The 22,913-nt window shown below is 64.1% G+C and carries 22 protein-coding genes and 1 tRNA gene; 15 read left to right on the top strand and 8 right to left on the bottom strand.

The genetic code is table 11. The features are described 5' to 3' along the window. Positions 1–80: 80 nt before the first annotated feature. Positions 81–422, bottom strand: a complete 342-nt coding sequence (locus ABDJ38_RS08060) for an FtsB family cell division protein (RefSeq protein ID WP_346784573.1) — start codon at positions 420–422, stop codon at positions 81–83. A 187-nt stretch (positions 423–609) separates the two neighbouring features. Between ABDJ38_RS08060 and ABDJ38_RS08055 the strand changes: the two genes are divergently transcribed. Beyond that, positions 610–1,152, top strand: a complete 543-nt coding sequence (locus tag ABDJ38_RS08055; protein WP_346784572.1) for a hypothetical protein — start codon at positions 610–612, stop codon at positions 1,150–1,152. A 25-nt stretch (positions 1,153–1,177) separates the two neighbouring features. Here the strand turns inward: ABDJ38_RS08055 and ABDJ38_RS08050 are convergent, their stop codons facing one another. Next, entirely contained in the window at positions 1,178–2,434 is a 1,257-nt protein-coding gene (locus ABDJ38_RS08050; RefSeq protein ID WP_346784571.1) for a MarR family winged helix-turn-helix transcriptional regulator, read from the bottom strand. A gap of 733 nt (positions 2,435–3,167) precedes the next feature. Between ABDJ38_RS08050 and ABDJ38_RS08045 the strand changes: the two genes are divergently transcribed. From ABDJ38_RS08045 to ABDJ38_RS08035, 3 genes are all read left to right on the top strand, one after another. Beyond that, positions 3,168–6,362, top strand: a complete 3,195-nt coding sequence (locus ABDJ38_RS08045; protein ID WP_346784570.1) for a TonB-dependent receptor domain-containing protein — start codon at positions 3,168–3,170, stop codon at positions 6,360–6,362. A gap of 99 nt (positions 6,363–6,461) precedes the next feature. After that, positions 6,462–7,451 (top strand): zinc-dependent alcohol dehydrogenase family protein, encoded by a 990-nt coding sequence (locus ABDJ38_RS08040; RefSeq protein ID WP_346784569.1) that lies wholly within the window; start codon positions 6,462–6,464, stop codon positions 7,449–7,451. A 26-nt stretch (positions 7,452–7,477) separates the two neighbouring features. Then, positions 7,478–7,554, top strand: a tRNA-Arg gene (locus tag ABDJ38_RS08035). A 34-nt stretch (positions 7,555–7,588) separates the two neighbouring features. Here ABDJ38_RS08035 and ABDJ38_RS08030 read toward each other — a convergent pair. From ABDJ38_RS08030 to grxC, 3 genes are read right to left on the bottom strand one after another with little or no spacing between them, the layout of a single operon-like run. Beyond that, complete coding sequence (locus ABDJ38_RS08030) at positions 7,589–8,077, bottom strand: DUF1178 family protein (protein ID WP_346784568.1); 489 nt, start codon at positions 8,075–8,077, stop codon at positions 7,589–7,591. Between the two features lie 7 nt (positions 8,078–8,084). Further along, on the bottom strand, positions 8,085–8,885 hold the full coding sequence (locus tag ABDJ38_RS08025; RefSeq protein ID WP_429771098.1) for a carbon-nitrogen hydrolase family protein: 801 nt from the start codon (positions 8,883–8,885) through the stop codon (positions 8,085–8,087). Positions 8,886–8,927: 42 nt separating this feature from the next. Further along, on the bottom strand, positions 8,928–9,191 hold the full coding sequence (gene grxC / locus ABDJ38_RS08020; protein ID WP_346784566.1) for a glutaredoxin 3: 264 nt from the start codon (positions 9,189–9,191) through the stop codon (positions 8,928–8,930). A gap of 126 nt (positions 9,192–9,317) precedes the next feature. Here grxC and ABDJ38_RS08015 point away from each other — a divergent pair, with 126 nt between their 5' ends. Next, on the top strand, positions 9,318–9,791 hold the full coding sequence (locus ABDJ38_RS08015) for an Hsp20 family protein (protein ID WP_346784565.1): 474 nt from the start codon (positions 9,318–9,320) through the stop codon (positions 9,789–9,791). 279 nt (positions 9,792–10,070) lie between these two features. On the opposite strand, the gene pyrG is transcribed toward ABDJ38_RS08015, so the two are convergent. The 3 genes from pyrG to tpiA all read right to left on the bottom strand — a co-directional run bounded on the left by pyrG (position 10,071) and on the right by tpiA (position 13,082). Beyond that, positions 10,071–11,711, bottom strand: a complete 1,641-nt coding sequence (gene pyrG / locus ABDJ38_RS08010; protein ID WP_346784564.1) for a CTP synthase — start codon at positions 11,709–11,711, stop codon at positions 10,071–10,073. Between the two features lie 108 nt (positions 11,712–11,819). Further along, entirely contained in the window at positions 11,820–12,206 is a 387-nt protein-coding gene (secG, locus tag ABDJ38_RS08005; protein ID WP_346784563.1) for a preprotein translocase subunit SecG, read from the bottom strand. 117 nt (positions 12,207–12,323) lie between these two features. Continuing rightward, positions 12,324–13,082, bottom strand: a complete 759-nt coding sequence (gene tpiA, locus ABDJ38_RS08000; protein WP_346784562.1) for a triose-phosphate isomerase — start codon at positions 13,080–13,082, stop codon at positions 12,324–12,326. A gap of 248 nt (positions 13,083–13,330) precedes the next feature. Here tpiA and ABDJ38_RS07995 point away from each other — a divergent pair, with 248 nt between their 5' ends. From ABDJ38_RS07995 to ABDJ38_RS07950, 10 genes are all read left to right on the top strand, one after another. Beyond that, positions 13,331–15,262 carry a peptidylprolyl isomerase gene (locus ABDJ38_RS07995; RefSeq protein ID WP_346784561.1) on the top strand — a complete coding sequence of 644 codons (1,932 nt, stop codon included), beginning with the start codon at positions 13,331–13,333 and terminating at the stop codon, positions 15,260–15,262. Between the two features lie 14 nt (positions 15,263–15,276). Further along, positions 15,277–16,788, top strand: a complete 1,512-nt coding sequence (gene trpE / locus ABDJ38_RS07990) for an anthranilate synthase component I (RefSeq protein WP_346784560.1) — start codon at positions 15,277–15,279, stop codon at positions 16,786–16,788. Then, positions 16,785–17,624, top strand: a complete 840-nt coding sequence (locus ABDJ38_RS07985) for a phosphodiester glycosidase family protein (RefSeq protein ID WP_346784559.1) — start codon at positions 16,785–16,787, stop codon at positions 17,622–17,624. Before trpE ends, ABDJ38_RS07985 begins: the two co-directional genes overlap by 4 nt. Then, entirely contained in the window at positions 17,621–18,244 is a 624-nt protein-coding gene (locus tag ABDJ38_RS07980; RefSeq protein WP_346784558.1) for an anthranilate synthase component II, read from the top strand. Before ABDJ38_RS07985 ends, ABDJ38_RS07980 begins: the two co-directional genes overlap by 4 nt. After that, entirely contained in the window at positions 18,241–19,209 is a 969-nt protein-coding gene (gene trpD, locus ABDJ38_RS07975) for an anthranilate phosphoribosyltransferase (protein WP_346784557.1), read from the top strand. The genes ABDJ38_RS07980 and trpD overlap by 4 nt, the downstream gene beginning before the upstream one ends. Before the next feature lie 19 nt (positions 19,210–19,228). Next, positions 19,229–20,017, top strand: coding sequence for an indole-3-glycerol phosphate synthase TrpC (trpC, locus tag ABDJ38_RS07970; RefSeq protein WP_346784556.1), 789 nt, complete (start codon positions 19,229–19,231; stop codon positions 20,015–20,017). A gap of 4 nt (positions 20,018–20,021) precedes the next feature. Beyond that, on the top strand, positions 20,022–20,393 hold the full coding sequence (locus ABDJ38_RS07965; RefSeq protein WP_346784555.1) for a tRNA-binding protein: 372 nt from the start codon (positions 20,022–20,024) through the stop codon (positions 20,391–20,393). Between the two features lie 102 nt (positions 20,394–20,495). Continuing rightward, entirely contained in the window at positions 20,496–20,984 is a 489-nt protein-coding gene (locus ABDJ38_RS07960; protein WP_346784554.1) for a PilZ domain-containing protein, read from the top strand. A 216-nt stretch (positions 20,985–21,200) separates the two neighbouring features. Then, positions 21,201–21,671 (top strand): cyclic pyranopterin monophosphate synthase MoaC, encoded by a 471-nt coding sequence (moaC, locus tag ABDJ38_RS07955; RefSeq protein ID WP_346784553.1) that lies wholly within the window; start codon positions 21,201–21,203, stop codon positions 21,669–21,671. Then, a complete protein-coding gene (locus tag ABDJ38_RS07950) occupies positions 21,668–22,873 on the top strand; it encodes a molybdopterin molybdotransferase MoeA (protein WP_346784552.1) in 1,206 nt (401 codons plus the stop codon). The genes moaC and ABDJ38_RS07950 overlap by 4 nt, the downstream gene beginning before the upstream one ends. Positions 22,874–22,913: the final 40 nt, after the last annotated feature.

Below are 22,913 nucleotides of genomic sequence, written 5' to 3'. Positions count from 1 at the left end.
GCTAATTCCAGAGCACGCAACGTGATCGCATGGAGAAATACCGATATGGGAAGAAATTCCGATCTGGAAAACCAGATAGGTTAATCTCCGGCAGTCTTATCCGCCATGTCCAGTTCGATCACATATTCGTCAGGGTGCATGACGCCGAGGTTCTGGCGCACCAGTTCGGAACCGAGATCGGGATCGACATTGTCGGGATCGAGGAGCCGCACCCGATTCTCCAGCGCAGCCTTGGTCTCGCGCAATTCGGCGATCCGCTTGTCATGCGCATCGAGCAGCGCCGCATCCTCACCCCAGGCGATGACGCCCGCCGGGCCGAACAGCGCCAGCGCCCCGATCAACAGCAGCACGACCAGCGCCATGGCACTGGCCAAGCGCTCGCCGACATTCACTTTGCCGGTATCAGCTTTGCGGGGGGACATAATCATATCCCCCTTGAATCACACGAATCCAAGCGTTTCAAGCAGCAAGTCACAAGTCGAGTGAATTTTTGCGTGGATGCCCTGATGCTGCGGGGCACAAGTGGCGCGCGCAGAGTTGCAAGCTCCCCTTGCGCCGATGCCCACGCCGCGTCATGGATAGCGGCAATAGAGAGGGAGTATTGAAAGCATGCAAGCCTATCGCCTAGCCGCCCTGGCCGCTGGCCTGACCCTGCCGCTGGCGGCACTGCCCCAACCGGCCCACGCGCAGGTCGACGATGCGATCGTGCTTGAGATCATGCGCCAGTGCGCGCGTATTGACGATGCCAGCGCCCGCCTCGCCTGTTATGACAACAACGTGCGGTCGGCCGGCGCTTCGCCTGCACGCAACACGGTGCCCGGCCAGATAGCCGCGCCGCAAGCTAGCTCCGCAGCCCCCGCCGTGCGCGGCTTCGGCAGCGAGGACGTGCGCAGATCTGACCGCTTCGACAGCACACCCGCCGGCCAGCTCGACGAGCTGACCACCCGCGTGACTGCCGTGCGTATGCAGCAACCGGGAGTCTATCGTCTCACACTGGAAGACGGCGCCGAGTGGCAGTTCTCCGAAAGCGTCCCCAATTCCTATCGTCCGCCGCGCGAAGGGTCGGTCGTCACCATCGACCGCGCGGCTCTGGGCAGCTTCCTGATGGTGTTCGACAACCAGATGTCAGTGCGGGTGCGCCGCATCCGCTGACATCGTTGCTTCCGCATGGTCGCCGTCAGCGGTGTGCCATCTCCTCGAAGGCCCTCTCGCGCTCCAGCTGAACGGCGGCGTTGCGATGCACCTTTTCAAACGTGGCGAGGAAACGGCTACGCTCGTCGCCGCTGAGCGGAGCCATCAGATAGGCGCTGCGCTGACGGCTGGCGTCCTGGATGATCTCGTACATCCGCTCCCCCTCTTCGGTCAGCGAAAAGCGCCCGTGGCGCCGCCCAGGGCGACCCTGCCGGTCGACCAGCGCGCGCTCGATCAGGCTGTTGACGGTCCGGCCGGCCTGGCTGTGATCGCGGTCCAACCGCTCCACCAGCGTGTTCCACTCGATCGGCTGATCGCGGCCAATCTCGTTCAGCACCCAGGTTTCGAAGTTCGACAAGCCGGTTCGGCGCTTGAAGATCAGCGCGGCCGAGCGGCTGAAATAGGCCGATAATGTCATCAACGGCGAGATGATCCGATCGCGGTCGAGTACAATTGGCTTGCCCGGCTCGTCCTGCGGCACGACGGGAAAGCGGCTGGGTGCGTTCGGCTCTTCGTTCGCCAGCGCGCGCTCCTGATCATAGAGCGAGACGGCCCTTTCGAGCAGTTTTTCCACCACGCGCCGGAAGTCGGCCAGCTCTGCGTCGGGGATATCGACCGTCAGCTCGCGGTTGCGCAGTTCAGCCAGCCGCAACAGTCGGTCGGCGAGCGCCTTGCCGTTGCGGGTCAGGTTGACCGGCGAACGGATCTGGCGACGTTCAACCATCTTGATCTCAAGCAAGCGCTTCACCGAACGGCTGACCTGCGCCTTATCGACCCCTGCCCCGTTCGACAGCTCCGCCGGAACCAGCGGACCGGCGGTGCCCAGAAGCAGCAGGATGCGACGGTCAAGCTCGACGAGAGCAATCTCGCGAGCATAAGATAGCTCGGCGCTCTCCCGCACCTTGGTGAGCAATTGCCATAGTTCGCTCTGGAATACGGGCGGGTCGTCTTCAATCTCTTCCGGTTCTTCCTCGGTGGTGGGAACGAGACCGTTGAGAATGATGGCCAGCCGCGCCTCGAACCCCGGCGGAAGCTCGTCCGCTTCACCGTTGCCCAAGGTACGAACGCCAATCGCATAGGCTTCTACGATCTGCACCGCCTCTTCGGCCAGTGGCCCGAGTGACTTTGCGAGCACAAGCGCATCGTCTCCGGCAGGCTTGCCCTTCCCTTCGGCGCCCGTCAGATAACAACTGCGCGCCAGATCGGCGAGTACGCGACGCCAAGCTTCCTTGCGGTCTTCCACTCATCCCCCGGATTACTTGCGGCTACCGACATGGTGCGCCGCATTCCCAGTGCAGGAGGTATTGCGCAAGGAAGAGCAAAAGAAAAGCATACTCGCAGCACGCCCCCACTTTTACCGTTCTCCGCCACTCATCGGCGCCCGGCTTTGCTGGCACGAGCACGCCTTGCAGACTTGATCAATCACACCGAACACGGTGCGCCGCCTTCTGTCCTTAGCGGACATGATCAACGATCAGCGACATGTTCATTCATGTTTCAGAAAGGCGATGCAACAGCGCAACACCCCACGCGAAGGCAAAGTCGGAATGCACCTTATCCTTTTGTTATATCGCTTTAATATTTCCATTTCCAAGATATCGACCGTGAGCGGGCCTATGCCAGATCGCGCCGACGAGGGGCTTCCAAAGTGTTAAAATGTGGAATTTTGCCAGCTTTGGTAGCAAGTGAGCCTAGACACTATCAATTTCCCTGAATATGAATTCACTCGCAGATCGGGACAGAGTCAAGTTCCGGCACATGGGAGGATGTATGGCGTCTTTACGCTCGAGCGACGGCCGTTGCCAGACGGCGAGGTCAACTCGTGTCAGTCCCATGAACGATATTCATCCGGTGCAGCTTTTGCATAGTCGGCATGCGCTGAGTTGCGCGGGCCGCGAGAGCCGCGCCGGAGAATAAGAATTTGGTTTGCGTGACCGGATTCGCCGGCTCCGCAATCTTTGTGAAGGGAGCACGAAGTGAGGAAATTTACCAAGCAGGCAGTATACAAGGCTGCACTCATGGCGAGCGGCACCAGCGTGCTGCTCGCGGCCAGCCCCGCGCTGGCGCAGGATAACGACACCAGCGAGGAAGAAGCCCGCATCGTCGTGACGGGTTCGCGTATTCAGCGTCAGGATTACCAGTCCAATAGCCCGATCGTGACCGTCGGGAGCGAACTCCTCGAAAACTCGAGCACCTCGTCGGTTGAAGTGAACCTCAACCGCCTTCCGCAGTTCGTGCCCGAAAAGACCCCGACGCTCGGTGGCGACATTCAAGCCACTCCGACGAACACGCCGGGTTCGGCAACCGTGTCGCTGCGCGGTATCGGCTCGAACCGCAACCTCGTGCTGCTCGATGGTCGCCGCGCCACCCCCGGCAACGCCAGCATGGCGGTGGACATCAACACTATTCCCTCGGCCGCAATCGAGCGCGTCGAGATCATCTCGGGCGGTGCCTCCTCGACCTACGGCGCCGACGCCGTGGGCGGCGTTGTGAACTTCATCCTCAAGAAGAACTTCGAGGGTCTTGAGGTCAGCGGTCAATACAACATGACCGAGCGCGGCGATGGCGGGGAATACCAGCTCAGCGCAATCATGGGCACGAACTTTGCCGATGGTCGCGGCAATATCAGCCTCGCTGTGTCGACCAGCGATCGCAATGCTTCGTACCGAACCGACCGCCCGTGGTATCAAGAGCTGTGGGCCAACCCGGATGTGCAAGGCAACTATTTCTTCCCGATATATTCGGGCATTCAGCAGACCGGCGAAAACCAGGCCTATCAGGACTTGCTCAACAGCTATTTCCCAGATCGGACAGGCAACGTCTCCGCCACGGGCAATCTCTATTTTCTCGGCGACCTGCCCTTCACCTTCGGGAACAGCGCGGCAGGTGCTTCCGGCGTGTCGAACTTCCCTGAAGAACTGATCGACGGTCAGCTGACCGTGCGTTCCTCGCTCGGCACGCTCACACAGAATTTCCAGGAAGACTACATCAACCTGCCGCTGAGCCGGTATAACTTCTATACCCGCGGCAACTACGACATCAGCGATAATATCTCGTTCATCGCGCAGGGCTATTTCAGCACCACCCACTCCGAAACTGTACAGCAGCCTGGTCCGATCGTCGGCGGCTGGAACGTCGTGATCCCGCGCTATCTGGGCCGCGCTGGTCCCGACACCGTAAATGGCGTGACATACAACGACGCGGACTGGCTTCCGTCGACCCTGGTATCGTTGCTCGACGCACGCACCGATCCAACCGCGCCCTACTCGATCACCGGCTATGTGCCAGGCCTTGGCAATCGCGAAACGATCACCGACAACTATACCTACAACCTCCTCGCGGGTTTCGAAGGTACGATCCCGAACTCGAGCTGGTCGTGGGATATCACGGGCCAGCGCGGCGAATCGGTCACCAACTTCCTCACCACCGGCGTTGCTTCGCTTCAGCGTCTTCGTGCGGTCATGTCGGCGCCGAACTTCGGTGCCGGCTTCTCGCAGACGGGCAATCCCACCGGCGGCTTCTTCGGTGCCGGCCAAGGTACCTGTACTACGGGCCTCAACCCATTCACCGGCGCAACCCCGTCGGCGGACTGCGTCCAGGCCGTCAATGCCGATCTCAAGGAGACTGGCATAATGAGGCAAACGGTCTTCGAGGCAAACCTCCAAGGTGGACTGTTCGAACTGCCCGCAGGCGAGGTGCTCACTGCCGTAGGTGCCACCTATCGCGATAATCATTATATTTTCCGCGAAGACACGCTTAAGGAACGCAACAGTAGCTTTCTCGACCAAGCCCTCGGTATCTATCCGGCGCAGAGCATCGACGCGAAGCTTATGAGCCATGAAATCTATGGCGAAATATCGGTGCCGGTGTTGCACAACGTACCGGGCATCGACCTTCTCGAACTGGTCGGCGGTATCCGCTATGCTGATTCGAACATCACCGGCGGTTCCACCACCTGGAAGATTGAAGCAAACTGGGAAGTGACCGAGTGGCTCCGCCTTCGTGGCGGGTACAACAAGGCTGAGCGCGCTCCCAACGTTGGTGAGCTTTATTCGCTGACGCAGAACTTCGGTCTTCTGACTGGCGGTGACGGTTGTTCGGTAGGCAATCCGTTCCCCTATTCGGCGAACCCAAACAACGCGAACGGCGCTCAGGTGGAAGCCCTCTGCCGCCAGCTCATGGACAAGACCAACATCCCCGGCCAGCCCGCAAACTCGGATGTATTTTATGGCCGCGGTAACCCCGGCGATCCGGACTACATTGCACCATCGGCTCCCTCCCAAAGTACTTCGACGGCTCCGGGTGTTGCTTTCCCATACTATGTGGGCAACCCGAACTTGACCAACGAGAATGCCAAGACCTGGACCGTTGGCGTCGTGCTAGAGTCTCCGCTCGACAGTGGCCCATTCAGCAACATGCGCCTCGCGGTCGATTACTATAACATCCAGGTGGACGATGCGATCGGGCTCCTGTCAGGTCAGACGCTGCAGCAGCTGTGCCTGGATCCGGTGTTTAACCCGACGTTCGATCCGAACTCGTTTGCCTGTAACAACTTCCAGCGCGGAACGGGTGGCGGCATCGGTGCGGTGCGGCTAGCCTACACCAACAGCGCCGCCTTCAAGACCTCGGGCATCGACGCTCAGCTCGATTGGGCTGTCGATGTTGGTACCGGTCGCCTCGCGCTGAACACTGTGTTCAACTACTTGATCGAAATGAGTTCCTCGCCATTCTACTCGGGGGTGCCCGAAGCTCAGCAGACCCCGTTTGAGGACTATGCCGGAACCTTTGCCGATCCGGGAGCGGGGCTTAACGCGAACGGCGCCTATCGCTGGAAGCTGCTCACCAGTCTCAACTACTCGCGTGATGCCTTCGGCGTCGGCCTGCAGTGGCAGCACCTCCCCGCGATCGCTTCAGGCACGACCAACACCGGCTTTGCCGCCTACGACCTGTTCAACCTGAACGCGTCGTATCAAGTGAGCGACAACACGCGAATGCGCTTTGGCGTCGACAATCTGTTCGACAAGGCGCCGCCCTTGGGCAACCTGAGCACGACTGCCAACCCGGCATTCTTCCAACTGCCCGGCGGCGGTAACAACGCCCCCAACTATAACGCCAACAACTATGACGTGCTTGGCCGTCGTTTCTATGTCGGCTTCACCGCCGCGTTCTAATCGACTGGCCTAGCCAAAAGATCGGGGGTCGCTTCCATCGGGAGCGGCCCCTTTTCTTTGCGGCGCTACTCCTGCACCCTGCCCTTGAGAGGAGACCCCATGACCCGCGCTATCCGCTTTCACACCACCGGCGGCCCCGAACAGCTCACTATCGAAGACTTGCCGCTCGGTGCGCCCGGCCCCGGCGAAGTGCGGCTCACAGTGTCAGCGGTCGGGCTTAACCGGGCCGAGGCGATGTACCGCGCCGGAAAATACCCGGTGCAACCCACGCTCCCCAGCCTGATCGGCTACGAGGGCGTCGGCACGATCATCGCGCTTGGCGAAGGCGTGAACGACTATGCTGTCGGCCAGCGGGTTTGCGTGCTGCCGATGATTTCGCAAGGCGACTATGGTATCTGGGCCGAGGAGGCGATCGTGCCGGCGCGCATCCTGCTGCCCGCGCCCGAAGGCCTGAGCGATGAGCAGGCGGCGGCGATCTGGATGCAGTACATGACCGCCTTCGCGATCATCGAAGTGGCGGAGCTCGGCGTGGGCGAGGCGGCGATCATTCCAGCGGCGTCCTCCAGCGTGGGCCTGGCCGCGATCCAGCTGTCGAACTGGGCGGGCGGCGTCTCGATTGCGGCCACCCGCACCAGCGCCAAGGCCGAGGCGCTCAGGGCTCTGGGCGCACAGCACGTAATCGCGACCGAAGAGGAAGATCTCGTTGAGCGGGTGATGGACATTACCAGCGGCGAAGGCGCGCGCTGTGCGTTCGACCCGGTTGGCGGGCCTTATGTCGACACACTGGCACGAGCGCTGGCCCCACGTGGAATTCTGTTCGTTTACGGTGGCCTATCGGGCGAACCTACGCCCTATCCGCATTGGCCTATGGCGTTCAAGGGCTGCTCGATGCGCGGCTGGGTGGCGAGCGAGATCTGGAACCACCCCGAACGCTTCGAACGCGCGCGCAAGCGAATCGAGCAAGGGCTCGCGAACGGGCATTTGCAGCCGGTTATCGCCAAGACCTTCGACGGGCTTGAGGCTTTGCCCGAGGCCAATGCCTTCCTTGAATCGAACCAACAGGTCGGCAAGGTGGTTGTGCGGTTCTAACGCTGCGATTAAAGCGCGCTGGGCGTGCGCCCGTAGCTCAGCAGGATAGAGCATCGGATTCCTAATCCGGGGGCCACAGGTTCGAATCCTGTCGGGCGCACCACTTCCCGAATTTGCCGGCCAGCGTGACTACCGGCTCAGTTCAATTCCTCAGGCGGTGCCACCGGCAGCGGGAGCGGTGCGATCGGCACGCCTTCCTCCAGCAATTCGCGCGCCTCGTCGATGCTCGCTTCGCCGTGGATTGCGGCCTGCTCACGCTCGCCATAGTGCATTGCGCGCGATTGCTCGGCAAATCCCTTGCCGACCCAGGTGCTGTTCTTCAGCGCATCAGCCTGGGCCTTGGCCAGTTGCTCCAGCGCCGCCGCAACCTTCGGCGGCATCGGCGCATTGGCGACCGGCGCTTGCGGCTCAGCAGGCCCTTGCGGTTCGGCGGTCATGGCCCGCTCCACGATCTGGTTGCCCTTTCGCGGCACGGCGGGCGCCATGGGCGCCTTGTCGATCGCGCTCGAGCCGCACTGCGGGCAGCACAGCAGACCCTTGTCCTGCTGCATGGCAAAATCTTCGGACGAGCGGAACCAGCCTTCGAAGGCGTGGCCCTGATCGCAGCTGAGTTCGAACACTATCATCGTTTTGTCATCTAGGCAGATCGCGCCGATTGGCAAGACTCGGCAGCTGCGCGCGCACCTCGGTGATGCGCAGTGGGTCGATATCGGCGAACCCGGGCTGATCCTGCTCGCTTGCCCCCATATCGAGCACGACTTCTCCCCATGGGTCGACCACCAGCGAGTGCCCGAAGGTCTTGCGCCCGTCGGCATGCTCGCCCACCTGCGCCGCCGCCACGACGTAGGCGCTCGCCTCGACCGCGCGGGCGCGCTGGAGGAGGTGCCAATGCGCCTCGCCCGTCGGCACGGTGAAGGCGGCAGGAATAGAGATGCAGTCGCACTTGGCGCGACCCAGCGCCTCGAACAGCGCAGGGAAGCGAATGTCGTAGCACACCGCAAGGCCAAGGCGGCCTACCGGCGTATCGGGCACCACCACGACCTTTTCACCGGGAGCATATTGCGCCGATTCGCGCCAGCTTTCGCCACTCGCGAGCGAGACATCAAACATATGAATCTTGTCGTAGCGGGCGCGAATCTCGCCCTTGTCGTCAATCACCAGGCTGCGGTTGGCCCAGCGCTCGTCCTCCAGTCGCTGCACCGGCAGCGAGCCAAGCGCCAGCCAGATCCCGTAGCGCGCCGCGCAATCGCGCAGCTGCGCGAGTTGCCGGTTGTCCGCCTCGGGCACGACATGGTCGGCTGCTCGCTGGCGGTTGCGATCAAGCAGCAGTGCCATCTCGGGGGTGAAGACCATCCGCCCCCCTTCCCCCGCCGCACGCTCCATTCCTGCGGCAATGGCGCGCGCGTTGGCATCGGGATCGATGCCGGTGGTCATCTGCAGGACCGCAATGCGGGTGGGATCGCTCACAGCGTCAGCCTATAGCCCGAGCATCGGATCGAGCTTGCCCGCCGCCTCAAGCGCGGCCAGCTCGTCCGAGCCACCGATGATCTCATCGTCGATGAATATCTGCGGCACCGTGCTGGCATCGGGGTTGCGTGCGATCATCTCCTTGCGCTTCTCGCCGCCCATCGTGATGTCGTACTCTTCATAGTCGACGCCCTTGCTGTCGAGCAGTCGCTTGGCGCGGTGGCAGTAGCCGCAATAGGCCTTGGTGTAGATTTCCACGCGCGGCGTGCTCATGGTCTCTGGTCCTTTCTGGTGGCCCGCTTCCTCTTGAAAGCGGTTTGGCCGATCCTATTTTTTTGCTGCGGGCGCCGCAACCGGGCCCGCACATTGTCAAATTGCTCAACAGAGGATTTGTTTCACATGAATCGTTTCGATCTTACCCCCTATCGCCGTTCCACCGTCGGGTTCGACCGTCTGTTCGACCTGCTCGAGAACAACGCCCGCAACGCTGGCGGCGACAACTATCCCCCGTTTAATATCGAGCGTCGCAGCGAAGATGCCTATCGCATCACTGTCGCCGTGGCGGGGTTCAAGCGCGAGGATCTCGACATTACCGCGCAGCAGAACCTGCTCGTGGTGCAGGGCCGTAAGCGCGCCGAGAACGCCGAGGGCGACATGCTGCACGTCGGCATCGCCAACCGCGGGTTCGAGCGGCGCTTCGAACTGGCCGACTATGTGCGGGTCGACAATGCCGATCTCGCCGATGGCCTGCTGGTGATCGATCTGGTGCGCGAAGTGCCCGACGCGATGAAGCCCAAGAAAATTGCCATCGGTGGCAGCACGCTCGAAGTCGTCAGCGACAACAGCGAGGACAAGTCCGCCGACGCGGCCTGATCCCAAGCTGATCTGACTGTTTATGAGTTTGGGGGCGGGTTCATGGGCATCCGCCCCCTCGGCTCAGTGGCCGACTCGCCCCCACAAATACCGGCCCTGGGTCGCGAAGGGCGGACATTCGAGTGGCAAGCTCAACGCATCGGGCTGACACTTGTATAAGCAGCACATTGATGCGGATTCTCAAGGTACTACGAGAATATCGCCCGGATCCAGGCGACGGGCAAGCGTGATCTTCAGCAAAAACAAGCGCAAAAACCGGGGGCCAATCAAACCGGGCGATCAAACGAGGCGCGATTGCTCCAGCGCGGCAGCGATGAACTTTGCAAACAGCGGATGCGGATCGAACGGCTTGCTCTTGAGTTCAGGGTGGAACTGCACGCCCACGAACCACGGATGATCGGGCCGCTCGACAATCTCGGGCAGCAGGCCATCGGGGCTCATGCCTGAAAAGATCAGCCCGCCAGCCTCGAGCCGTTCCTTGTAAGCCGAGTTGACCTCGTAGCGGTGGCGGTGGCGCTCGGAAATGTCGGTCTCGCCGCCATAGATGCGCGACACGTGGCTGTTGGCGGCCAGAACCGCGTCGTAGGCGCCGAGACGCATCGTGCCACCGAGATCGGTGGCGGCGCTGCGTTGTTGGAGGCCTTCCTTGCTCATCCACTCCGTGATGATGCCAACCACCGGCTCGTCGGTCTCTCCAAACTCTGTGGACGACGCAGTGGCAATTCCTGCCGTGTTGCGCGCACCCTCGATGCAGGCCATCTGCATGCCGAGGCAGATCCCGAAGAACGGCACCTTGCGCTCGCGCGCGAAGCGGACGCTGGCGATCTTGCCTTCGCTGCCGCGCTCGCCAAACCCGCCGGGCACGAGAATACCGTGCAACGGCTCAAGCTGGGCGGCGATGTCGGCATCGTCGAGTTCGAACACCTCGGCGTCGATCCAGCGGATGTTGACCTTCACGCGGTTCGCCATCCCCCCGTGTACCAGCGCCTCGTTGAGGCTCTTGTAGGCATCGGGCAGGCCGACATACTTGCCGACCACGCCGATGGTCACTTCGCCCTCAGGATTATCGTAGCGGTCGATGATATCGTCCCACACCGCCAGGTTGGGCTGCGGCGACTTGGACAGCATCCCGAAGTGGCGCAGCACCTCCTCGTCCAGCCCCTCGCGATGATACTGCAGGGGTACGGCATAGATGCTGGACGCGTCGAGCGCCTGGATCACCGCTTCCTTGCGCACGTTGCAGAACAGCGCAATCTTGGCGCGCTCGGTTTCAGGCAGCGGGTGTTCGCAGCGGCACAGCAACAGGTTGGGCTGCACGCCAAGGCTGGTCAACTCGCGCACCGAGTGCTGCGTGGGCTTGGTCTTCAGTTCGCCCGCCGCCGAGACATAGGGCACCAGCGTCACGTGGATCAGGCACGACTGGTCAGGCTCCAGCTCATTGCGGAGCTGGCGGATCGTTTCGATGAAGGGCAGGCTCTCGATATCACCGACGGTGCCGCCGATTTCGCACAGCACGAAGTCGAGATCTTCCTGATCGGCGAGCGCGAATTCCTTGATCGCATCGGTCACGTGCGGGATCACCTGCACAGTCGCGCCGAGATAGTCGCCGCGCCGTTCCTTGGCGATGATGTCGCGATAGACGCGTCCGCTAGTGATATTGTCGCTCTGCCGCGCGGAGACGCCGGTGTAGCGTTCGTAGTGGCCGAGATCGAGGTCGGTCTCGGCGCCGTCGTCGGTCACGTAGACCTCGCCGTGCTGATAGGGGCTCATGGTGCCCGGATCGACGTTCAGATAGGGATCGAACTTGCGGATGCGGACCTTGTAGCCACGCGCTTGCAAAAGGGCGGCAAGACTTGCCGCCATGAGACCTTTTCCGAGCGAGGAGACCACGCCGCCGGTGATGAAAATGTACCGCGCCATGGGAGGTGGGCCTTAAGCTGCCTCATGGATTCGGCGCAAGCGCAAAGCTTGCAATAATCCCCCGTCAGGCCCGGCCCGCGGGGGATAACTGCGCCGATTGGTGAAGGATTACTCGCTGACGCCCGCCAGCGGATCGTCGGACGGAGCCTGAGCGGGGGCCTCTTCTGTTGCGGACGGCGCCGAAGGAACACCCTCGGTCGCGCCGCCAGCCGGCTCGGTCACCGAGCGGTCCAGCGAATCGTCGATCGTGCGCGTACCCGAGGCATCGACCGCCACCGCCGCCAGCACGATCGCCAGCACCACAAACAGCACCGCCGACCACTTGGTGGCGCGGGTGAGGAAATCGGCCGCGCCGCGCGCGCTCATCACGCCGCCGGGGCTGCCACCGCCGCCCATGCCGAGGCCGCCGCCCTCAGACCGCTGCATCAGCACGAGGATCACGAGCACAAAGGCGACAATGGCCTGCACTACGGTGAGGAAGAGGAAAAGACCCATTATGACTTCTTTGCTGCTGGGCGCCTGCGCGCCTGTATCAAAGCGGGCGATCTAGGCGTTTCGACCCGTTTGCACAAGTCACCGCCCCCGAGCGCCCCGCCCTGCTGTGGCTGAACCTTAGCTATCCTGGGCTTCTGCGGCGGCGATGATGATGCCGAGGAAGCTCTCGGCGGTCAGGCTCGCGCCGCCCACCAGTGCTCCGCCAACCTCGTCAGCCGAGAGCAGCTCCGAAGCGTTGTCGGGTTTGACCGAGCCGCCATAGAGGATGCGAACAGCCTCACCCGCTTCGCCCAGCAGTTCTACCAGCTTGGCGCGGATGGCCCGGTGCATGGCGCTGACATCGTCAACCGTCGGGGTGCGCCCTGTGCCAATCGCCCAGACCGGCTCATAGGCTACGGTAAGCCTCTCGGCGGCCTGTTCACCACTCGGCAGCGAGGCGGCGAGTTGCGCGGTCACGACCGCCTCAGCTTCTCCGGCATCGCGCTGAGCTTCGGTTTCACCGACGCAGACGATCACGTTCATATTCGCAGCGATGGCGGCATCCGCCTTGCTACGCACCATCTCGTCCGTCTCGCAGTGATCGGCGCGACGCTCGGAATGGCCGACGATCACGAATCCGGCCCCGGCATCCTTGAGCATGGCAGCCGAGATATCGCCGGTATGCGCCCCGCCTTCCGCGGCATGGCAGTCCTGCGCGCCGACGGCTATCAGTTCGGCTTCCTTGCGCGTGGCGTGGATAAGTGTGAACGGCGGGGCCAGCGCGACCTCGACCTTCACCATCCGTTCGGCGGCACGGTCGATTGCGCGGGCTTCGGAGAGCATGGCACGTGTGCCGTGCATCTTCCAGTTTCCAACGATGTAAGGGCGCTGGGCCATTGAAATTCCTGTAATCTGTGTGTGTCGAGCGAGGCGGCTATAGCAGCTGCATCGCCATCAGGCTCAAAGCGGCTAGTCAGACGCGGCGAGCTTGTCAAAGCCGCTTTTTCCCCGAACGACAATCCACACACTGGCTGTTGCGGGCGGGTCGCAGCCGGGATAAGGCGCAGCCAGTGTGCCCTCAAGCGGGGGGCGCGACCAATTCCCAACAGATCCCTCGGATCGCAGGCCACAGATAAAGCTGCTTCATGCTCACTTTCTTCCGTAATTTCTTCAAGTCCAAGGTCGGCGTGGTGGTGACACTGGGCTTTCTTGGCCTGATTGCGCTGGCCTTTGCCAGCATGGACGTATCGAGCACCGGTGTGTTCGGCGGTGTATCGGGAGGCGACCGTGTTGCGCGGGTCGGCGACCGGCGAATCAGCACCTCGGACCTGTCCACCAATGTTAGCAACGAGGTCGAGCAGCTGCGCCAGCAGAACCCGACCCTCACTATTCAGAGCTTTGCGGCCGAAGGCGGCGTTGCAAACGTGCTCCAGCGCATGATCAGCCGTTGGAGCATTGCCGACTTCGCTGAAAAGCTGGGCCTGCGCGCGGGCGACAGGCTGGTCGATAGCGAAATCGTTTCGATCCCGGCCTTTCGCGGAGTGGATGGCAAGTTCTCCGAGGAGGCCTTCCGTGGTGCCCTCACCCAGCGGGGCCTGAGCGAAAGCGCCGTGCGCGATGATCTGGCCATGGGCCTCATGGCGCGCCAGCTGGTGACCCCGGCCTCGCTTGCCTCGCGCGTGCCGACCGCGCTCGCGCAACGCTATGCGCAGCTACTCGGCGAAAGCCGCACGGGCGCCATCGCTCCAATTCCCGCCGCCGCCTTCGCGCCCGATGGCGATCCGACCGACGAGCAATTGCAGGCCTATTACAACGAGAAGCAATCGCGCTTCATCCGGCCGGAGCGCCGTGTGTTGCGCTATGCGGTTTTCAACGATGCCGCACTTGGCACGCTGCCCGCGCCCACCCAGGCGCAGATTGCCGCCCGCTATGAACGCGATGAGGATCAATACGCCGCGCTCGAAATGCGTGGCTTGACCCAGCTCGTCGTGCCGACCCAGGCCGCCGCGCAGGCCATCGTTACCGAAGTCAACGGCGGCACCTCGCTCGAAGCGGCAGTGCAGGCCAAGGGACTTGCCGTCTCGCCAGTCGAGGAGCTGAGCAAGGAAGCGCTGGCCACGCGCACCTCGCAGGCTGTCGCCAATGCCGCCTTCGCCGCAAGGCAGGGCGCGCTATCCGCCCCCGCGCAGGGGCCGCTCGGCTGGTATGTCATGCGTGTCGACAGCGTCAGCAACCGCGCGGCGAGACCGCTTGCGCAGGTCAGTGGCGAGATTGCCGAACAGCTCAAGACCGAGCAGCGCCGCCAGGCCTTCATCGCTGCGGCAGAAGCAATCGACGACGGTTTCGCGGATGGCCGCAGCCTGTCGGACATCGCCGACGAATATGATCTGGAGCTGACTTCCACCCAGCCGCTCACCGCCGATGGCCGCATCTACGGCACCGGCGAGTCGGCCCCGATCGAACTTGCCCCCGTGCTCGAACTGGCCTTCGATGTGGACGAAAGCGATCCGCAGCTGGCCGAGACCGTTGCCGGAGAGAACCTCGTACTGTTCGAGGTGAACGAGATCACCGCTTCGGCCCCGGCCCCGCTCGCCGAAATACGCGAGGATGTGACGCTGTCCTGGCGCCGTGACGAGGGCATGAAGGCCGCTGGCGCCGCCGCTGCGCGCATCCTCAAGCGGGTCGAGGACGGCAGCACGCTGACCGCCGCCGTCGCCGCCGAGACCGAAAATCTGCCTCAGCCCCAGTCGGTCACCCTGAACCGTCGCGAGCTGGCCCAGCAGCAGCAGGTAACGCCCACGACCATGCTGTTCTTCTCGATGGCCGAAGGCACCACCAAGCGCATCGAACAGGCGCCCTCGTCGGCGTGGTTCGTCGTGTCGCTCGACAAGATCGAGACTCCCGAAATCGCGGCGGACGATCCGCTGGTCGGCGCGACCCGCCAGCAGCTCTCGGGCAATGCGGGCGAGGAATATACCGAGCAGCTGGTGCGCGCGATCGAACGGAGCCTCGAAGTCGAGACCAACCAGTCGGCGGTCGACGCTGTGATTGCGCAGCTCACCGGCCAGAACCAGTAGTAAGGGAGGTGAATTTGGGCGCACAGCCGCTCAACGCTGCGCAGGCGCGCGCCAGTCTTGCCGCTGGCGAGAATGCGCTCGTCTGGCGCCGGGTCGTGGCCGATACCGAGACCCCGATCGGGGCCGCGCTCAAGCTGATCGAGCCGGGCCGGGGCGACTTCCTGCTCGAATCGGTCGAAGGTGGCGAGGTGCGCGGGCGCTATTCGCTGCTCGGGCTCGATCCCGATCTGATGTTCCGCGCCACCGGGCATAGCGCCGAGGTCAACCGCAAGTGGCAGCATGACCGCGAGGCCTATACACCGCTTTCGGGCGATGCGCTGAGCGAGCTGCGCAATCTGGTCGCTTGCTGCCGGATCGACGTTCCTGCCGAGCTGCCGCCTGCGCTTGCCTGCGTGGTGGGCTATTTCGGCTACGAGACCATCGGGCTGGTGGAGAAACTCCCGCGCGCGCCGCAGAGCGAGCTGGCCCTGCCCGACATGCTGTTTGCGCGCCCCACGCTGGTGCTGGTGTTCGATTCGCTGACCGACGCGCTGTTCGTGATCGCCCCGCTGTGGGCGGGTGCCGGCGAGCCCGATATGCTGATCGAGCGCGCGGGCGAGCGGATCGACGAGGCCCTGCGCCAGCTTTCGGGCGCGGTACCGCCCTCGCGGCAGTTGGCCGTGCCGCCCGATCTCGAGCTTGAGCCGGTAATGGACGAGGCCGAGTACGAACGGATCGTGCTGGCCGCGAAGGAATACATCTCGGCGGGCGACATCTTCCAGGTCGTGCTGGCGCAGCGCTTCACCTGCCCGCTGCCGGTACCACCGATTGCGCTCTATCGCTCGCTGAGGCGGGTGAACCCCTCGCCGTTCCTCTATTTCCTCGACCTGCCCGGCTTCGCCGTGGTCGGATCGAGCCCGGAAATCCTCGTGCGGGTGCGCGATGGCGAAGTGACGATCCGGCCCATCGCGGGCACCCGTCCGCGCGGCAAGACGCCCGAAGAGGATGTGGCCAATGAGCAAAGCCTGCTCGCCGACCCGAAGGAATGCGCCGAGCACCTGATGCTGCTCGACCTGGGCCGCAACGACGTTGGCCGGGTGGCGGCGGCGGATTCGGTGCGGGTCACGGCCCGCTCTATTGTCGAGCGTTACAGCCATGTGATGCACATCGTCTCGAACGTGGTGGGCAAGCTCTCGCCCGATCACGACGCTATCGACGCGATGTTCGCAGGCTTCCCTGCCGGAACTGTATCGGGCGCGCCGAAGATTCGCGCCTGTCAGGTGATCGCCGAACTCGAACCCGAAACGCGCGGGCCCTATGCTGGCGGCGTCGGCTACTTTGCGCCCGATGGCTCGGTCGATAGCTGCATCGTTCTGCGCACCGCCGTCATCAAGGACGGGGTGATGAACGTGCAGGCGGGCGCCGGGATCGTCGCCGACAGCGATCCGGCCTATGAAGCGGCCGAGTGCCGCCACAAGGCCGGTGCCCTGATTGCCGCTGCGCGCGAGGCCGTGCGGGTCGCGAGCGAACCGGGCTTCGGCCAGTGACCCGCGCGCCACTGCTGGCCGCGCTCCTGCTGCTGGCAGGCTGTGGCGATGCACCGCAAGGCGGCGAGCCCGTGGTGCGCATCGCGCTCGATGGCGGCAGCGAGGATGGCGGGGCGGCCTCGCCCAGCGCATCGTCATCAGCCGCGGCGTTCGATGCCTGCGAGGTCATCACCTTCGAGAAGCAGCGGTTCGTCGACTGCATCGCCGATCCTGCGGATCACACCATCGCCACCGCGCTCAGCCCGTCGGGCGGCGCGCCGTTCCGCTCCTTCGCGGCCTTCCGCAAGGCGAACCCGCAAGCCGATGTCGCCTTCGCCATGAACGGCGGCATGTTCGACGATGCGGGCATGCCGGTCGGATACTTCGTGGAAAATGGCGAAAGGCTGAAAGAGCTGAGCCGCGCCAATGGAGTGGGCAACTTCCACCTGAAACCCAACGGCGTGTTCTTCGGCAGCGGTAGCACCTGGCAGGTGCTCGACACAGAAGAATTCTACAGCACCGTGCTTGAACGCCCGCAGTTCGGCACCCAGAGCGGCCCGATGCTGGTGATCGACGGCGAGATTCACCCCGAGATCACAGAGAACGGCCCCAGCCGCCTGCTGCGCAACGCGGTCGGCGTCGACGGGCAGGGCCGCGCGCACTTCGTCATCTCGCAAGGCCCGATCAGCTTCGGCGTGATCGCGCGCCTCTATCGTGATCGGCTCAAGACGCCCAACGCGCTGTTCCTCGATGGCTCGGTATCGAGCTTGTGGGACCCGGTGGCCGACCGCATGGACCAACGCGCCCCGCTCGGCCCCTTGATCGTGGTGAAAAACAAGGCAAGAGCACAACCATGAGCCAGCCCGACATCCTCGTTGTCGACAACTACGACAGCTTCACCTTCAACCTTGTCCACTACGTGATGGAACTGGGGGCGAAGGTCGAAGTGGTGCGCAACGATGCGCTCACCGCCGCCAAGGCGCTGGCGACGGGGGCCAAAGGCATCCTGATCTCGCCCGGCCCCTGCACGCCGAACGAAGCGGGCATCTCGCTCGATCTCGTCGCGGCCTGCGCCGATGCGGCGCGCCCGCTGATGGGCGTGTGCCTTGGCCACCAGTCGATCGGTCAGCACTTTGGCGGCACGGTAACGCGCGGCGGGCTTATGCACGGCAAGACCAGCGCCGTCACGCATGACGGCAGCGGCCTGTTTGCAGGCCTGCCCTCGCCATACATCGCTACCCGCTATCATTCACTGATCGTGGAAGACATTCCCGAGTGCCTGCTGATCAATGCGACCAGTGAGACGCCAGGGATCGACGGCACGGCAGTGATGGGTTTCCGCCACGAGAACCTGCCGATCCACGGTGTGCAGTTCCACCCCGAGAGCATCGCCACCGAACACGGCCACGCGCTGCTGGCGAATTTCCTGCGCATCGCGGGGCTGGAGCCGAAGGCCAGAAACGACGCCGGCTCATGAGCATGACGATGCCCGAAAGCCACGCGCTGTTCACGCGCATGTTGAACGGCGAGCTGGGCGACAATGAGATTCGCGATGTGCTGCTCACGCTGACCGAACGCGGCGAGACTGCCGAGGAAATCGCCGGGGCCGCGCAGGCCATGCGCGAAACCATGCGGCGCGTGAAAGCTCCGGCCAACGCCATCGATGTCTGCGGCACCGGCGGCGACGGACAGCATTCGCTCAACATCTCCACCGCCGTCGCCATCGTGGTCGCGGCCTGCGAAGTGCCGGTCGCCAAGCACGGCAACCGCGCGGCCAGCTCGAAGGCGGGTGCGGCCGACACGCTGGAGGCGCTTGGACTCGATCTCGATGGCGCGGGCCACCATGCCGAGCTGACGCTGAACGAGATCGGGATCGCCTTCCTCTTCGCACAGACGCACCACCCGGCGATGAAATACGTGATGCCGATCCGCAAGGCGCTGGGTCGGCGGACGATCTTCAACCTGATTGGCCCCATCGCCAACCCGGCAGGTGTGCAGCGCCAGCTTATCGGCATCGCCCGGCCCGACTATGTGCCGATTTACCGTGACGCGATGCAGCTGCTGGGCATGGACAAGGTGATGATCGTTTCCGGGCTGGAGGGGCTCGACGAGCTTTCCATCGCTGGCCCCAGCCGCGTAGCGACGCTCGGGATCGAGGGCATCGGCGAGGAAATCACGCCCGAGGATGCAGGTCTGCCGCGCCACTCGCTCGAAGCGATCCGGGGCGGCGATGCGGACCATAACGCGGCTGCGCTGACCCGCCTGTTGCAAGGCGAAGAGGGTGCCTATCGCGATGCCGTGCTGCTTAACGCGGCTGCCGCGCTGGTCGTGGCGGGCGACGTGGCGAGCCTGCGCGACGGCGTGGAAGAGGCCGCCGAAGCGATCGACAAGGGGCTGGCCAAGGCGCTGCTCGACTGCTGGATTGCCGCGAGCAAGGGTTAGGCCTAGCCGGAGACTGGTTTTGGACAAGTTACAGGAAATCTGCGCCACCAAGCGCGACGAAGTCGCCGCCCGCAAGGCAGACATGAGCCTTGCCACGCTGGAGGAAGCCGCGGCACAGCAAACAGCCCCGCGCGGGTTTGAACGGGCATTGCGTACCAAGGCCGAAAGCGGTTTCGGCCTCATCGCCGAGGTCAAGAAGGCGAGCCCGTCGAAAGGCCTCATCCGCGAGGATTTCCACCCCGCTACTCACGCGCGCGACTATGCCGCTGGCGGCGCGGCCTGCCTCTCGGTGCTGACCGACGCGCCCTATTTCCAGGGCCACGAAGACTATCTCAAGGAAGCCCGTGCTGCCTGCGACCTGCCCGTCCTGCGCAAGGATTTCATGGTCGACCCCTGGCAGGTGACCGAGGCGCGCAGCATCGGGGCCGACGCGATCCTGATCATCGTCGCCGCGCTGGACGATGGGCTGATGGCCGACATCGAACAAGCCGCGCTGGCGCATCAGATGGACGTTCTGATCGAAGTTCACGACGAGGCCGAGATGGAGCGCGCGGCCAAGCACCTCACCTCGCGCCTGATCGGGGTCAACAACCGCAACCTGAAGACCTTCAGCACCGATCTCGCCACGACCGAGCGACTCGCCGCGCTGGCGCCGGAGGGCTCGCTGCTGGTGGGCGAAAGCGGCATCCGCGATCATGCCGACTGCCAGCGCCTCGCCGCAGCGGGGGTGCGCTGCTTCCTCGTCGGTGAAAGCCTGATGCGACAGGATGATGTGGCGGCGGCAACACACAAGTTGCTCGAGGGATAGGGCCATGCACCTGCTGCACGATGCCGATGCCCCGATTGCCGAACAGATCGGCTTCGACCAGTTCCTCGCCGTCGATATCCGCGTGGGCACGATCATCGCAGCCGAGCCTTTCGAAAAGGCGCGCAAGCCTGCTTTCCGGCTCACGCTCGATTTCGGCCCCGTCATTGGCGAGAAGAAAAGCTCGGCGCAGATCACCGTCAACTACACGTGCGAGGAACTGGTGGGGCGGCAGGTCGCCGCCGTGGTCAACTTCCCGCCGCGCCAGATCGGCCCGATGATGAGCGAAGTGCTGGTGCTCGGCTTTCCCGATGCCGATGGCGAGGTGGCGTTGTTCGCGCCTGACAAGCCCGTGGCGAACGGGGCGCGGCTGTTCTAGCAGAAGGCCTGACGCAGATTTACCCCGGCTACGTGGCAATCTTTCTGCTCGCCTTTACCGCTTCTCAAACATAATCGTGGATGGCGGGCATGGAGGTCTATCATGCTGCCCAGAGTTGCCGCCCTTTCTCACCCGACGCCTTTTCTTGACCGGAGAAGTGCCAGTCGCCGGACCTTCACGCTCAGCTTCGACGCATCCGACGGGCCGGGAACGACGCCTGTCGTCATTCTGGACCTCTCGCAGACAGGCTTGCGCATCCGGTCGTCGGCCAAGCTTGCCATGGGCGAAACCTTCGAGGTTGCGCTCCCCGAGGCCGGAACCGTGTCCGCGACAATCGTGCGCAGCGCGCGGGTCGATCACGAAACCGAGTACGGTGCCGAGTTTCACGTGCCGATTACCCAGGCCGCCGTCAGCGCGGCCTTGCTCGCCGCCCCGGCGCTTGCCAATCCGGTGTTGCAGGATGAGGCGATCCCTGAACCCGACGTGGGAAAGTTGAGCCGCCGGACGCGCGTAGTAATCCTTGGCGGCCTCACCGTTACCACCTGGCTGCTGGTCGGAGCTGTCGGCTATTTCATCGCGCGCCTGATCTAGCAAGAGCCGTACTGGCGCTCGATATCCGGCGAACGACAGTGCCCTGTCCTACATTGCTATCCTGTGCCACGACAGTGGTATGACGAACGCCTTTCATAAGCTGCTCGCAGGATCGCGCTACAGCCCTCTTGCGCGCGGCAGGAAATTTCTCTCCAGGACGGTGTCACACCTGTACCACCTTGCACCGAATGCAACAGCGATGAAGGCCGCAAGCCGATGAGCAAGCTCACCCACCTCGACGAAACTGGCGCGGCGCGGATGGTCGATGTCGGCCACAAGGCACCAACCGTTCGCTCGGCTACGGCAAGCGGCTTCATCGAAATGCAACCCGCAACGCTTCAGGCGGTGCGCGATGGCTCCGGCCCCAAGGGCGACGTGCTGGCCGCCGCGCGGATCGCCGGGATCATGGCGGCCAAGAAGACCGGAGAGCTGATCCCGCTGTGCCACCCGCTCGCGCTCGATACGGTGAGCGTTGACTTCGCTTTCGAAGACGACGGCATCGCGGTCACCGCGCGCGCCGCGCTGACCGGCAAGACCGGCGTCGAGATGGAGGCGCTCACCGCCGTCTCGGTAGCGCTGCTGACGATCTACGACATGGCCAAGGCACTCGAGAAGGGCATGATCATCTCCGAAATCCGCCTGCTCGCCAAGACTGGCGGCAAGAGCGGCGACTGGTACGCCGAGTGAGCCTCCCCCCGCCCATCCCGCACGAGGAGGCGCAAGCACGGCTGCTCGCCATGGCCGCGCCGCTCGGCAGCGAACGTCGGCCCACGGGCGACACTGCGGGGCGCTATCTCGCCGCCCCGCTGCTGGCGCGCCGCACACAACCCCCTGCGGACCTGTCGGCGATGGACGGCTATGCCGTGCGTGCCGACGAGCTGACCGGCCCGTGGCAGGTGGTGGGCGAAAGCGCGGCGGGCCATCCGTTCGACAGGGCCTTGGCCCCGGGCGAGGCTATCCGCATATCGACCGGAGCGCTGATGCCTCAGGGAGAGGCGGCGGTGCTGTTGCAGGAGAACGCTGAGCGCGAGGGTAATGCCCTGCGTCTGAACGGCGAGGACGCGGCAACGCCGCGCCACGTGCGCCGCAACGGGCTCGACTTCGCGCAAGGCGACGCACTGCTGGACGCAGGCACAAGGCTCTCGCCCGCAGCCGTGGCGCTGGCGCTGTCCGGCGGACATGGCACCCTTGACGTGGGCCGCCTTCCCCGCATCGCCGTACTCGATAGCGGCGACGAGCTTGCCGCCGATCCGGAATCCGTCGCTCCGCACCAGATCCCCGCCAGCAACGGTGCAATGCTTGCGGCCATGTGCAAGGGGCTGGTCAGCGAGATCGACCGGCTCGGCCCCGTGCCCGACACGATGGAGGCGATGCGCGCCGCGCTGGCACAGGCGGATGCCGCCGATGTGCTCGTCACCAGCGGCGGAGCCTCGGTGGGCGACCACGACCTCGTCCGCCCGGCGCTGGAGGAATGGGAAGCGGAAATCGCTTTCTGGCGGATCGCGATGAAGCCGGGCAAGCCGCTGCTGATCGCGCGCAAGGGCGCGCAGTTCGTGGTGGGCCTGCCGGGCAATCCGGTCTCCAGCATGGTCACGGCCTACCTGTTCCTGCTCCCTCTGCTGCGACGCCTTGCGGGCGCGGCCCAACCTCTGCCGCGTGCGATCACCCTCCCCACGCTTGATGCTCTGCCCGCGACGGGCGGACGCGCCGAGCTCGTGCGTGCCAGGATGGGCGATGGCGGCGTGACGCTGCTCGGCCAGCAGGACTCCTCGGCGCTGCGCGCGCTCGCCGCGAGTGAGGCGCTGATTGCGCGCCCTGCCCATGCGGGCGAAGCAAAGGCGGGCGACATGGTCGCCGTCTATCTGCTGAGCGGTGGCGGATGGACTTGACTTGGCCGCAATCGTTCCATAGATGTTCCGCATTGGTTCC

Origin of the sequence: Aurantiacibacter flavus, from assembly GCF_039710615.1 — a bacterium.
In the GTDB taxonomy this organism is placed as follows: domain Bacteria; phylum Pseudomonadota; class Alphaproteobacteria; order Sphingomonadales; family Sphingomonadaceae; genus Alteraurantiacibacter; species Alteraurantiacibacter flavus.
The sequence above is the reverse complement of the archived record's forward strand: the minus strand, read 5'-3'. Positions and strand labels throughout refer to the sequence as shown.

Excerpts from the sequence above, each read along its gene's own strand:
- ABDJ38_RS08060 (WP_346784573.1), bottom strand. The coding sequence starts at position 422 with ATGTCCCCCCGCAAAGCTGATACCGGCAAAGTGAATGTCGGCGAGCGC.
- ABDJ38_RS08055 (WP_346784572.1), top strand. The coding sequence starts at position 610 with ATGCAAGCCTATCGCCTAGCCGCCCTGGCCGCTGGCCTGACCCTGCCG.
- ABDJ38_RS08040 (WP_346784569.1), top strand. The coding sequence starts at position 6,462 with ATGACCCGCGCTATCCGCTTTCACACCACCGGCGGCCCCGAACAGCTC.
- ABDJ38_RS08030 (WP_346784568.1), bottom strand. The coding sequence starts at position 8,077 with ATGATAGTGTTCGAACTCAGCTGCGATCAGGGCCACGCCTTCGAAGGC.
- ABDJ38_RS08025 (WP_429771098.1), bottom strand. The coding sequence starts at position 8,885 with ATGACCACCGGCATCGATCCCGATGCCAACGCGCGCGCCATTGCCGCA.
- grxC (WP_346784566.1), bottom strand. The coding sequence starts at position 9,191 with ATGAGCACGCCGCGCGTGGAAATCTACACCAAGGCCTATTGCGGCTAC.
- ABDJ38_RS08015 (WP_346784565.1), top strand. The coding sequence starts at position 9,318 with ATGAATCGTTTCGATCTTACCCCCTATCGCCGTTCCACCGTCGGGTTC.
- pyrG (WP_346784564.1), bottom strand. The coding sequence starts at position 11,711 with ATGGCGCGGTACATTTTCATCACCGGCGGCGTGGTCTCCTCGCTCGGA.
- secG (WP_346784563.1), bottom strand. The coding sequence starts at position 12,206 with ATGGGTCTTTTCCTCTTCCTCACCGTAGTGCAGGCCATTGTCGCCTTT.
- tpiA (WP_346784562.1), bottom strand. The coding sequence starts at position 13,082 with ATGGCCCAGCGCCCTTACATCGTTGGAAACTGGAAGATGCACGGCACA.
- ABDJ38_RS07995 (WP_346784561.1), top strand. The coding sequence starts at position 13,331 with ATGCTCACTTTCTTCCGTAATTTCTTCAAGTCCAAGGTCGGCGTGGTG.
- ABDJ38_RS07980 (WP_346784558.1), top strand. The coding sequence starts at position 17,621 with ATGAGCCAGCCCGACATCCTCGTTGTCGACAACTACGACAGCTTCACC.
- trpD (WP_346784557.1), top strand. The coding sequence starts at position 18,241 with ATGAGCATGACGATGCCCGAAAGCCACGCGCTGTTCACGCGCATGTTG.
- ABDJ38_RS07965 (WP_346784555.1), top strand. The coding sequence starts at position 20,022 with ATGCACCTGCTGCACGATGCCGATGCCCCGATTGCCGAACAGATCGGC.
- ABDJ38_RS07960 (WP_346784554.1), top strand. The coding sequence starts at position 20,496 with ATGCTGCCCAGAGTTGCCGCCCTTTCTCACCCGACGCCTTTTCTTGAC.
- moaC (WP_346784553.1), top strand. The coding sequence starts at position 21,201 with ATGAGCAAGCTCACCCACCTCGACGAAACTGGCGCGGCGCGGATGGTC.